The following is an 11,676-nucleotide window of genomic DNA, read 5'->3' on the forward strand; positions in this document are numbered from 1 at the left end:
GCCGATGATTTTGTAGTCATATCCAAAGACCTAGGAATCATTGAACAGTGCAAAACTGCTATCACCGAATGGTTAAAACCTGTAGGATTAGAGATTAAACCCGAAAAGACTCGAATTGGTCACACACTCAAACCTATTGAGTATAATGGCAAAACAGAAGAACCTGGGTTTGATTTTCTCGGATTCAATATCAGGCAATACCCAGTAGGAAAATACAAGTCTGGAAAAACAGGGGGATATAAGAGTCGATTAATCGGACATAAAACCCACATAAAACCCAGCCAAAAAGCAGTTGTTGCCCACACAGAAGTGATAAAAGGTGTAATTAAACGATATAAGACAGCACCTCAATCAGCCCTGATAAGTAGACTAAACCCAATTATAAGAGGATGGGCAAACTATTACTCAGCAGTAGTCTCAACAGAGACCTTCAATAAGCTAGACTTCATAATCTGGCAAATGTTACGGGCATGGACAGTATCAAGATGCGGAAAGGCAAGTCACGAAAAGCTAAGTAATTATTTCAGACATGGAACAATTAAACTTAGCAATGGGAAAGAAAGACACGAAAATTGGCTGTTCCAAACCAAAGATGGGTTACATCTGTTCAATCACAATTGGACTCCAATTATCAGACATACCCTAATACTCCCCGACGCAACACCATACGACGGAAACTGGACTTACTGGGCAACCAGGAAAGGACAAGCAATCGACACGCCAAACAGGGTAGCAAAACTACTAAAAAAACAAAAAGGAAGATGTAAATGGTGCGGGCAGTACTTTACCCCATCAGATATAATTGAAGTAGACCACATTGTACCTCGAAACCTAGGTGGAAAGGATGAATACAAAAATCTTCAGCTATTACATCGCCACACCCGCGATGATAAAACGGCACTAGATAACGCCAAAGCTGTATCCTTAACAATGGATCAATCAAACTAGGAGCCGTGTGAAGGGAAACTTTCATGTACGGTTCTGAATGGGAGGGAATGGAGGCGACTCCACTCTCGACCCCTAATCTGTACTCTCACTCAAATGACTACCGAACTTCAATCGTTAGAAAACCAAATCGAATCCCTACGCCAAGAGGCTGACAGAGCGATCGCCATCTGTGAAACCCTCTCAGGACTCGAACAGTTGCGGATTAACTATCTAGGCAAAAAAGGCCAACTCTCCAAAGTTCTGGGGGGAATGGGTAAACTTGAACCGGAAGCGCGCCCTCGTATTGGGGCGATCGCCAACGAAGTTAAACAAGCCCTGCAAACTCAACTCGACCAGCGTCGCACAGCCCTAGAACTCGCCCTCATTGAAGCTCAACTAAAAACTGAAACCATAGATGTTACCATGCCCCCTGTGTATCGTCCCCAGGGCAAAATTCACCCCCTCAATGCCGTAATTGACCGGGCTTTAGATATCTTCGTAGGTATGGGCTACACTGTGGCTACCGGGCCAGAAATGGAGAGCGACTACTATAATTTTGAGGCATTAAACACCCCCCCAGACCACCCGGCGCGGGATATGCAGGATACCTTCTACCTACCTGATGGGAATCTGTTACGGACTCATACCTCTTCCGTGCAAATTCGCTACATGGAACAACATCAGCCCCCCATTCGCATTGTCGCACCGGGTCGGGTTTATCGTCGCGATACTGTGGATGCTACCCATGCGGCGGTATTTCATCAACTGGAGTTATTAGCGATCGGGGAAAATCTCCGTTTTACAGACCTCAAAGGCACTATTAAAGAGTTTCTGGGTCAAATGTTTGGTGATCTACCCATTCGGTTCCGCGCTAGTTATTTCCCGTTTACAGAACCCTCCGCTGAGGTGGATTTGGAATGGCAGGGTAAATGGTTGGAGGTGTTAGGCTGTGGTATGGTCGATCCGAATGTTCTCGAAGCTGTGGGTTATGATCCTCAAAAATATACTGGATTTGCTGCGGGGTTTGGGGTAGAACGCTTTGCTATGGTCTTACACCAATTGGATGATATTCGGCGGGTTTATGCTAGTGATCTGCGCTTTCTGCGACAATTCTAAAGGTTCTTAGGGTGGGTGTGGATTTTATGTTTTTGGCAGTTGGGAAATCCTTTAATCGGTCAGTTTCTGGGTTAGCTATAGTTTTGTTGATGCTCTCAGTTGCACAATTGGGGGCGCGCGCTCAAATATTGCCTAACTCTAACTCTAATATCGCCCAAACCACCAGCGATCGCTGTCGTAAAATTTCTGAACGTCGGGGTTTAGTAGTCCGGGCGCGACCTACTCCCAATTCTCCCGTCGTCGGTCAGGTTTCCTATGCTCAACAAGTGACTTTAGCCACTAATGCACAGGGAATAACTGGTCCTGGTGGTCGCTCCTGGGTGGAAATCACTAATCCCGTCCGGGGTTTTATTTCTAACGGCTTTCCCAATAGTTCCGGTAATTTGGTGGACTGTTCTACCGATTTGGCTGAAACTCCACCCACACGACCATCAGGGAGTCTTTGTCGTCAAGTCGATCGCGAGGCGGCTCCAGAAGGTGTCGCGGTGAGGGCTGCTCCTTCCCGCTCATCTGCTCGTCGCGGTGGTGTCGATTCGGGAGAACGGGTACAATTAGCATCTGACTATCGCTTAATTCCTGACCCTGATGGTGAGCGTCGCAATTGGGTTAGAATTACCACTCCGGTGGCTGGATATATCTCTGCTAATACGTTAATTATGTGTCGGTAGTTTCAGCCATTCGTTACCTCTTTCCCCCCCTGCTTTTTCCTTTCTAGGGAAGCCGGGGGAATTAATTATCAATTACAGCAAACATTACCCTCTCCCTCAATCCGAATCCTAGGGGGGAGTATGTCAATATAGGTATTGCTGACAGGCTGATTTTAGCAATATAGCGGCGTCTCGTTGCATTTCGGGAGAAAAATAATAATCATTGTAAAAAGAGGTTTTATCGCCCAAATCCGGGCGCTGATAGGCTAAATTCAGGGTGGTAGGGTATCCGGTGAGTCGGTTAATTAATAGTTGTGGCATTCCTCGGGTAGAAACACATTGAATATAATCATTAGCGAAGGGGATGATTTGAGCGATCGCCTGAGCATTTATCAAGTGGGGAAACTTGCCAAATAGACAATAAATATTATTGTATGTAAGTTGATAATCAGGCTCCCTCTCGGAAAACCAAAGCAGAATTTTCGGGACTTTAATTTTGCTCAATAAAAGCTGATAACTGCTGACCCAATTTTGTCGAGTTTCGGCGATAATCTGATTGACAAAATCGCGATCGCCTGTAGCCAATAACTCCTGATAAGCGGGCTCTGACCCCAACTGTTTACCATCAGAACGTCGGCGGATATATTCCAATCCTCCGGTATCAAATAGGGAGTTACTTTCACTGCGTCCAGACATGACCTGAACAATGGCAAACTTACCGCGATTGATGTAATCAATTAAGGGAGAATTTTGCAGAAAGAAAGAAGGACCAGCCCCCCCATATCCCAAGTTCAAAACTGGTAATTTGAGCCAATATGCCAACAAATTAGGATAGGGGCGATCGCAAAAACAGCCAAAAGTCTGTGCGGCTCCTAAACAGGTAAAATAATGACCCTGAGCGAGTGTCTGAGGTTGGGGACCACGAAAAGACAACCCAGTGTTTCCCAACTCAAACATTTGGTAATTGGTAATAGAGCGATCGCGTTCTTGATAATATCCCATAATTGATTAGCATTGTTAGCAGCATCTGAAAAATCGAGCTAATTAACCCGATCAATTCTAGCCAGATCCCCCAAAGCCGGACGAGTCCCATCAAGATTATTTGTCAAAGTAATTGGCAAAACATCGGACGCACCCCAGTAATTTACCAACTGCTGCAATAACCAATCCTGGTCATCACGCAAAGCATCCAAACCTGTAGCACGGTTAATAATAGCAAACCAGACCACACCGCGATCGCGAGTAGGGATAGCACCCGCCAAAGCACTAACATCAAACAAAGTGCCAGTTTTGACAGCGGAATGTGGAGGAATGCGGCGATATTCCAAAGTTCCCAAATCTCGTCCCGCAACGGGTAATAAATCCGCCACAGTTAAATCTGTATCTCGCAAATGTCTATCTAAAGCGATAAACATAGCCACGGAAGCCCTAGGAGAAATTTGATTTTCATGACCCAAACCAGAACCATTAATCAGGCGAATTTCATCAACGGAAACCCCAGCCGCCTCAGCCGCCAATCGTCGCACCATCTCAGCACCGCCCAAAGTTTCAGCCAACATTTCCGAGATGGGATTATTACTGTAGATATTCATTTGTTTAATAATCTCAGCCAAACTCAGAGACCGATGGCGGATTAGGGGTTGGAGATTAGGCGGGGAGGTGACATATTGCACCGAGCCCAAAATTTGTACCTGTGGTTTTGGCAACCGGGACCCTGAACGGACATATTGAGTAGCTGCTTCTGACTCCCACAGCCGGGAATCGAGGGATTGACGGAGTAAATTACCCACCAGTTGCGGTTCCGATTCATAATTCATCGAAAAATTACCAGCGATCGTCAAATTTCCCCGCACCTGACGAATACCCAACTGATTGAGAGCATATCCCAAACTAAAAGCCTCTTCCCAGACAAAAAAGGGATTTCCTCCCCCCACAATCACCAAATCCCCTTGCAATACCCCATTTTCAATGGGACCAGTTGCGCCAATGATGGTTTCAAACTGATGGTTAACACTCCAGGTTTGCAACGCCGCCAAAGATGTAGCTATTTTAGTGATCGAAGCTGCCGATAAAGGAATATCCCCCCGATGATTAGCCACCGTAAAAGGTCCCGCCTCAATCCATACCCCCTGAGAGGCGCTGGATATACCACGACTGGATAAACGCGCCAAATACTGTTGGACGATCGCCTCTACCGCAGGATCTGGGCGTTCAATAGAGATAATATTCGATAGGCTGCTTTCCCACATTTGCTGGGAAGTCCTATTCAATTGGTCGCGATTCATCCCAGCCATCTCCAACCATACAGACATAATCCCAGAAGTAAACACATCTAACATCGGCCGCTGTTTCCTCAAAGTCAAACAAAAATCAGATAATTATCAACACCGCAATTCTAGGATTTTCCCGGACCATTAGAATCAGTTTTCTTGAGGATAATTGTAAATGGATAAGTCCTAAACACTGCAGCCAAACCCTGCTTCAAAAGCTTTCTGGCCCTGGCCCGATGAGTGGGACTTAACGGTTGCCCCAGTGTGTCAACCACAAAAACGTAATTTTGGTAATTTGGCATTTAAGCTATCTCCCAGATGGGGTAATGTTGGCCTCGGTCATGTTAAAGGGGCTTTTTACGTCTAGCTCACTCGAGATTGCCAATCCACTCATCTCGTTCCTTAAAGATAGACGACAGAGCAACAGGCTGGCGTTCACCTGTGGGTGTCATAACCCCATTAACGTAGGTCTAATCCTGGACCTGCATCTTGCAGACTCTGTGAGGAGTAATTTCCGCCTCCTGCCGGAAATTACCGGATTTTATGCAAGAGGATATCGCGTACTGAGACACTTAGCGCGAAACCCCTTGCTTTATGGATAAGGGTTATAACCCCGTTTTTTGGTAAAATCTTCAAGGTTTCTCTAACTTGGGTCAATGGGCTTAACTAGCGCACGAATTGCAATTGACGCGATGGGTGGAGATCATGCCCCCACAGAAGTAGTGGCGGGCGCGCTGATGGCACAGGAAAAATTTGGGGTTGATGTCATACTGGTGGGAGATCCTCAGCAGATTGAGGCATCCCTCAAAGAACACCACAGCAACTCACCATTGCCAGAAATTGTCCCCGCTGAAGGGACAATCGAAATGCACGAAGAACCATTAGGGGCGATTAAACGCAAGCCTAATGCTTCTATTAATGTTGCCATGAATTTGGTTAAACAAAAAAAAGCTGATGCGGTTGTATCTGCTGGTCACTCTGGGGCGGCGATGGCCTCGGCACTATTGCGGGTGGGACGCATTCGGGGTATCGATCGCCCCGCCATTGGTGCTGTATTACCTACTATGGTGCGTTCCTCGCCGGTTTTGATTCTGGATGTGGGGGCCAATGTTGATTGTCGTCCTAAGTTCCTAGAACAGTTTGCTGTGATGGGAAGCATCTATAGCCAGTATGTTCTGGGTGTTGATAACCCGACTGTGGGACTACTCAATATTGGCGAAGAATCTTCTAAGGGTGATGAGCTGGCGGTGCGGACTTATCAGATGCTACAAGAAAATTCTCTGATTTCTTTTGCTGGAAATGCAGAAGGACGAGATGTACTCACAGGTAAGTTTAATGTGATAGTTTGTGATGGCTTTGTGGGTAATGTACTATTGAAATTTGCCGAAGGAGTCGGAGAGGCGGTTCTCCAATTGCTGCGGGAGGAGTTGTCTTCAGGATTGCGATCGCAACTGGGGGCTACTCTGCTGAAGCCTAGTTTAAAACGCTTTAAACAAAGGGTTGATCACGTTGAACATGGGGGAGCTTTACTTTTGGGTGTAGCCGGAATTTGCATTATTGGTCATGGGTCTTCTAAAGCCCCGACTATTTGTAATGCTATTCGCATGGCGCGAGATGCGGTTAATAATGAAGTGCTAGAACGCATTAATTTACAGTATCAAAAACACCAAAAACAGGCGATTGAACAAGAGTCATAATCTGGCGATCGTCGGATTTGGTGATCAGCTATATGCTCTGGGTAAAATTAATAATTGATCATTGTTAATGTCAATTATCGATTTTACCCCCCCCTGCACCCTAACCACTCACACTTTGACCCCTTTCATAGAAAATAATTAAGGATAAATGACAACCACAGGTATAGCTATTACAGGTAGTGGCGCGGCTACTCCGTCGGTTTTACTCGATAATAACCAACTTTCTCAACTGGTGGAAACCTCCGATGAGTGGATTAGTTCCCGCACAGGTATTCGTCAACGGCGCTTGGCGACTACAGAGGTAACACTTAGTCACATGGCGGCATCGGCTTGCGAAAATGCGATCGCTATGGCTGGCTTACAACCTACTGATATTGATTTAATTATTCTGGCTACTTCTACCCCTGATGATTTGTTTGGTAGTGCTAGTCAAATACAAGCGAAAATTGGCGCTACTCGAGCGGTGGCTTTTGATTTGACCGCCGCCTGTTCTGGCTTTGTTTTTGGCTTGGTCACTGCTAGTCAGTTTATCCGCAACGGAGTTTATAAAAATGTGCTTTTAGTGGGGGCGGATATTCTCTCAAGATGGGTGGATTGGTCTGACCGCCGCACTTGTATTTTATTTGGAGATGGCGCGGGGGCGGTGGTTTTACAAGGGAGCGATCGCGATAATTTATTGGGTTTTGAACTCAAAAGTGATGGCAGTCTCAATAGTTCCCTTAACCTGGCTTTTCAACCAGAAGCTAAGGCTTTAACTCCCCAAATTACTATCGGTCAAGGTAAGTATCTACCCATTACCATGAATGGTCAAGATATCTATCGCTTTGCTGTTAAAAAAGTGCCCGAAGTGGTCGAAAAAGCTCTATTTCACTCCGGGTTAACCGCTGCTGATGTCGATTGGCTTATCCTTCATCAAGCTAACCAACGCATTCTTGATGCTGTCGCTCAAAGGCTAAAAATCCCCCCCCATAAGGTGATTAGTAACCTCGCTAATTATGGTAATACCTCCGCCGCTTCTATTCCTTTGGCTCTTGATGAAGTAGTGCGATCGGGAAAAATACAATCTGGTGATATAATTGCTACAGCCGGATTTGGTGCAGGTTTAACCTGGGGTTCGGCAATCTTTAAATGGGGTAAATAATTAATAGTTAAACCCCATTTTTTTACTGTCCTATTTAGCTAAGGTTAACAAGCAACAATAATAATGACTAAAACTGCATGGGTTTTTCCTGGACAAGGTTCACAGGCTGTAGGTATGGGTGCCGATTTATTTGATTCACCAGACGCACAACCTAAGTTAAATAAAGCTGCTGATATCCTCGGTTGGTCTCTACCTGATTTGTGTCAGGGAGAGGCTGATAAATTGTCGCGCACCCTCTACACCCAACCTTGTTTATATGTAGTCGAAAGTCTCCTAGTTGATGCTCTCAAAAAACAGGGTAAAACTCCCGATTTGGTCGCGGGTCACAGTTTAGGAGAATATGTCGCTCTTTATGCGGCTGGAGTGTTTGATTTTGAAGCGGGTTTGCGTTTGGTTAAACATCGCGCCGAACTCATGGATAAGGCGGCAGGGGGACAAATGGCGGCTCTCATTGGCTTTAATGCTGAACAACTTAATCAACAACTAGAACAAAGCGAAAATGTGGTTTTAGCTAATGATAATAGTTCGGCTCAAGTCGTGATTTCAGGAACCCCAGAAGCCGTTGATAATCTCCTCAGTAAAATTAAGGTAAAACGAGCCGTTAAATTGAATGTATCGGGAGCTTTTCATTCCCCTTTAATGGCTGAGGCTGCTACCCAATTTCAACAAGTTTTAGACTTGGTTAATTTTCAACAGGCTACGGTTCCAGTTTTGTCTAATGTAGACCCGACCCCCGCTACTGATGGGGAAATTCTCAAGGAACGTCTGGTTAAACAAATGACGGGTTCCGTGCGTTGGCGCGAAATTTGTTTACAACTTTCAGAACAGGGTATTCAAAAAGTGATAGAAGTCGGTCCCGGTCAAGTATTGACTGGATTAATTAAGCGCACCTGTTCCGGTTTGACCCTAGAAAATTGCGATCGCATTCTACCATCCTAATTTCTGTAATCCTCATTATACTGGGAGCATCCCGCTCCCTTCACAATCAATTAACTATAACTTATTAATTATCAAGCATTAATTATTAACTCACTTTCCACCAAAGGAATGGTAAAATGGAACCGACTGCCTTTATTTTTACCCGGAGAATCCGCCCAGATACGGCCTCCCCAACCCGTGACAATTTGCCTACCTATTGCTAACCCTAAACCTGTTCCCCCTACTGTGCGGCGTAGGGAACCCTCCTCCTGATAAAACCTATCAAAAACCTCCTCCAAGCGGTTAGGCTCAATTCCTCGTCCCGTATCCGCCACAGTCACCTCTAACATTCGATCGCCATTAGATTTAGCCTTAATAGTCACCTTACCCTCAGAACCTGTAAATTTACAAGCATTATCTAACAGCTTCGTCAGCAATTCAACCAACCACTCACCATCAGCTTTAACTAATGGTAAATTATCATTAATTTCTACCTTAATTTTAGGCTTATTTTCCGCATATCTAGCACTCACACCACTAATAGCCAAATCAATACATTCTTCCAATCGCAAAGATTCCGGGTTCCAGTCCACTCGACCACTTTCTAAATGGGATAAAGTCAGAAAATCCTGCACCAATTTCCGCAGACGTTCTGCGTCAGCTTGAGCCGTTTCTAACATCACCTCTCGCATTTCCAAAGGCATATCTGGTTCCTGACTCAAGGACTCCAAACACACCTGAATTGTAGATAAAGGAGTTCTTAATTCATGACCCGTAATCGCAATTAAATTGCTGCGAGTCCTTTCTAACGCTTCCAATTGCCGATTCAATTCCTCAAGATTTGCATGAGTTTCCGCCTGAATTAAAGCCGCCGCCAATTGAGTAGCGATCGCATCCATCAAAGACAGCTCATCATCTTCCCAACTCCGACAAATCGAATTACACTGGTGCAATTCCACCATTCCCAAAAGCCGACCTTGAGACAAAATCGGCACCATCAACCAGCCGCCAATTTCCCATTTTTCAGCCAGTTGATCCAAAATATTCTCCCCCTCATCCGTCACATAATCAACCTCCCCAGGTTCCACCAAATACACATAACGTTGTTGCTGTAAAACCTGTTGAAATAAAGGGTTATTTTCCAGCCACCAAGTCTCCCCCCGTAAAGATTTAACCTCTGTTCCCTCCGGTTGTTCAGGACACGATCGCAGATATTCATGTTCAATAACAACACTGTTATCAGTAGACTTACACCGATAAATTAAACACCGATGAGCCTGCATTGCTTCCCCAAATTCACGAGTAGCAATTTCCAAAACTTCTTCCGGGTCAAGAGACTGACGAATAGCCGCTGTAATCGAATTCACCAAGCGCTCTTTCCACTCCTGAACCGCCAGCGATCGATAAACCCGCAGTAACTTGTGTTGACCCGCTTGTAAATAAGTTACCAAACGATGAGCAAACGGATCATTTAGCTGCAAGTCTGGCTCAACTTTACCCTTACGATTTATACCAGATTCGCGTTTTTTAGATTTCCTTGGCTTCACCATTTTTGTAGGTAAATTAAAGCCATTAACAGCCTCTTGAATTTTACCTTGTATTTCCGGTCGATAATACTTCACTCTTTCTAGTAAAAGTATCGCCACTTGGGAACAAATCAGACGATTAGAAGTCCACACACCTTCAAAGGGACGTGCTGGGTCCATCGTCAACTGTTCGTACATCTCGGAATTTTCCGCTAAATCCTCACGTTCTATACAAACCAGACAGCTTGCATAATTCTCCCCTAACACCACTAAATTCCATTCCTGACTCAATAATATATCTTCCGCTGGAAAAGCCACAGTTTCATAAGCATCAGAAGCATTTTTAAACTCTGTTTCTGGTGCAGCCATCACATATACTTGAGAAGTCAAAGCCGCAATTCTACGATACCTATGCGCTTCCTGACGATAAAACCTTTCTCGTTGAAATGTAGCAATCACCAACGGAGAATCTGACCCCGCCAAAACCTGATCTTCCATAGCATGAGAAAGAGCAATTAGGGAAGATTTAAAGTATATTTGAGGTCTAATCTGTGGCTGATACTGCACCAATTCTGCTAGAATTGATATGGAGATGCTCATATATTTTTCCCCCGCAGATTTTCTTCCCAGGAAATGGTATAAAAGCGATCGCCATAATGGTCACAGGGGTAAACTGGGGGAATATGTACTGATTCTGAACGCGCCAACACCAACCAATGACCACTGTCGGTCACATACCCAATTTCTACAATATAGTCGCGATCGCTCATCGGTACCGGAATATACCATTCCTGCGTTAACTCATCGCACTCATATTGTTTCATACTATGGGGACGTTGCTTATCCATATCGATCCAGGTCACATCGTAAACCCGCAGCGCCAGTTGTTTACCCCCTTTTTGTCGCAAGGGTTCTCGATATTCATCACCAATATCCCAATAAGCATAAGCCCAATTGGGATCTCGTGGCAACAGCACGATACATTTCTGATCATAGCCACCTGGTAAGTCTGGGAGTCCTTCATCCACATCCAAACCTATAATGTCGCTATCATCATGTTGACCCACATTAAATTTTTTCGATTCTACATCTAACTGACTGCGATCGTCTCCTCCTCCCACTACCCATGCTTGACCACCTGTTAGCGTTGCTTGCTTCAAATTCTCATCCGCCTCTCCATCCCTTTCCGACACCTCATCGGAGGAATCTCCTAACTCAATTTCCGCTACCTCAGAAACCTCCTGAGTTTCCGCATCTTCCACCACCTCGGATTGGGAGACCCTTTCCGAATCCGAATCCCCAATATCTGCTACCTGGTAACTCTCCTCAGTTTCCACATCTTCCACCACCTCGGATTGGGAGATAACTTCCTCCAACTCAATATCTGCTACCTGGTAACTCTCCTCACTCTCCTGAGTTTCCGCATCTTCCACC

The 11,676-nt window shown here is 45.2% G+C and carries 11 protein-coding genes; 6 read left to right on the forward strand and 5 right to left on the reverse strand.

What is annotated here, in order from left to right; translation table 11 throughout:
- From P5674_RS20280 to P5674_RS20290, 3 genes are all read left to right on the forward strand, one after another.
- Window positions 1–948 (forward strand): group II intron maturase-specific domain-containing protein (locus tag P5674_RS20280; RefSeq protein WP_315670227.1); only part of this gene is annotated, 948 nt, incomplete at its 5' end.
- Window positions 949–1,041: 93 nt separating this feature from the next.
- On the forward strand, window positions 1,042–2,043 hold the full coding sequence (gene pheS, locus P5674_RS20285) for a phenylalanine--tRNA ligase subunit alpha (protein ID WP_006617501.1): 1,002 nt from the start codon (window positions 1,042–1,044) through the stop codon (window positions 2,041–2,043).
- A gap of 26 nt (window positions 2,044–2,069) precedes the next feature.
- Complete coding sequence (locus P5674_RS20290; RefSeq protein ID WP_006617502.1) at window positions 2,070–2,711, forward strand: SH3 domain-containing protein; 642 nt, start codon at window positions 2,070–2,072, stop codon at window positions 2,709–2,711.
- A 123-nt stretch (window positions 2,712–2,834) separates the two neighbouring features.
- On the opposite strand, the gene P5674_RS20295 is transcribed toward P5674_RS20290, so the two are convergent.
- The 3 genes from P5674_RS20295 to P5674_RS20305 are packed head-to-tail and all read right to left on the reverse strand — an operon-like array spanning window position 2,835 to window position 5,262.
- Entirely contained in the window at window positions 2,835–3,692 is an 858-nt protein-coding gene (locus P5674_RS20295; protein ID WP_006617503.1) for a DUF6473 family protein, read from the reverse strand.
- 38 nt (window positions 3,693–3,730) lie between these two features.
- Entirely contained in the window at window positions 3,731–5,029 is a 1,299-nt protein-coding gene (locus P5674_RS20300) for a D-alanyl-D-alanine carboxypeptidase (RefSeq protein WP_006617504.1), read from the reverse strand.
- Between the two features lie 56 nt (window positions 5,030–5,085).
- On the reverse strand, window positions 5,086–5,262 hold the full coding sequence (locus P5674_RS20305; protein ID WP_006617505.1) for an RRXRR domain-containing protein: 177 nt from the start codon (window positions 5,260–5,262) through the stop codon (window positions 5,086–5,088).
- Window positions 5,263–5,616: 354 nt separating this feature from the next.
- Between P5674_RS20305 and plsX the strand changes: the two genes are divergently transcribed.
- The 3 genes from plsX (at window position 5,617) to fabD (ending at window position 8,737) form a co-directional block, all read left to right on the forward strand.
- A complete protein-coding gene (gene plsX / locus P5674_RS20310) occupies window positions 5,617–6,657 on the forward strand; it encodes a phosphate acyltransferase PlsX (RefSeq protein ID WP_006617506.1) in 1,041 nt (346 codons plus the stop codon).
- Window positions 6,658–6,805: 148 nt separating this feature from the next.
- Entirely contained in the window at window positions 6,806–7,798 is a 993-nt protein-coding gene (locus tag P5674_RS20315; RefSeq protein WP_006617507.1) for a beta-ketoacyl-ACP synthase III, read from the forward strand.
- A 63-nt stretch (window positions 7,799–7,861) separates the two neighbouring features.
- Window positions 7,862–8,737 (forward strand): ACP S-malonyltransferase, encoded by an 876-nt coding sequence (fabD, locus tag P5674_RS20320; RefSeq protein ID WP_006617508.1) that lies wholly within the window; start codon window positions 7,862–7,864, stop codon window positions 8,735–8,737.
- Between the two features lie 71 nt (window positions 8,738–8,808).
- Here the strand turns inward: fabD and P5674_RS20325 are convergent, their stop codons facing one another.
- Window positions 8,809–10,842, reverse strand: coding sequence for a DICT sensory domain-containing protein (locus P5674_RS20325; protein ID WP_006617509.1), 2,034 nt, complete (start codon window positions 10,840–10,842; stop codon window positions 8,809–8,811).
- The coding region (locus tag P5674_RS20330) for a DUF4912 domain-containing protein (RefSeq protein WP_315670228.1) at window positions 10,839–11,676 on the reverse strand (838 nt) is incomplete at its 5' end. The genes P5674_RS20330 and P5674_RS20325, both read right to left, overlap by 4 nt.

The sequence above is a fragment of the Limnospira sp. PMC 289.06 genome (assembly GCF_032350395.1).
Taxonomy (GTDB): Bacteria; Cyanobacteriota; Cyanobacteriia; order Cyanobacteriales; family Microcoleaceae; genus Limnospira; species Limnospira platensis.

What these genes read in the sequence shown, in the direction of transcription:
- P5674_RS20295 (WP_006617503.1), bottom strand. Translation starts at nt 3,692, where the DNA reads ATGGGATATTATCAAGAACGCGATCGCTCTATTACCAATTACCAAATG.
- fabD (WP_006617508.1), top strand. Translation starts at nt 7,862, where the DNA reads ATGACTAAAACTGCATGGGTTTTTCCTGGACAAGGTTCACAGGCTGTA.
- P5674_RS20315 (WP_006617507.1), top strand. Translation starts at nt 6,806, where the DNA reads ATGACAACCACAGGTATAGCTATTACAGGTAGTGGCGCGGCTACTCCG.
- P5674_RS20305 (WP_006617505.1), bottom strand. Translation starts at nt 5,262, where the DNA reads ATGCCAAATTACCAAAATTACGTTTTTGTGGTTGACACACTGGGGCAA.
- P5674_RS20290 (WP_006617502.1), top strand. Translation starts at nt 2,070, where the DNA reads ATGTTTTTGGCAGTTGGGAAATCCTTTAATCGGTCAGTTTCTGGGTTA.
- P5674_RS20300 (WP_006617504.1), bottom strand. Translation starts at nt 5,029, where the DNA reads ATGTTAGATGTGTTTACTTCTGGGATTATGTCTGTATGGTTGGAGATG.
- P5674_RS20325 (WP_006617509.1), bottom strand. Translation starts at nt 10,842, where the DNA reads ATGAGCATCTCCATATCAATTCTAGCAGAATTGGTGCAGTATCAGCCA.
- plsX (WP_006617506.1), top strand. Translation starts at nt 5,617, where the DNA reads ATGGGCTTAACTAGCGCACGAATTGCAATTGACGCGATGGGTGGAGAT.
- pheS (WP_006617501.1), top strand. Translation starts at nt 1,042, where the DNA reads ATGACTACCGAACTTCAATCGTTAGAAAACCAAATCGAATCCCTACGC.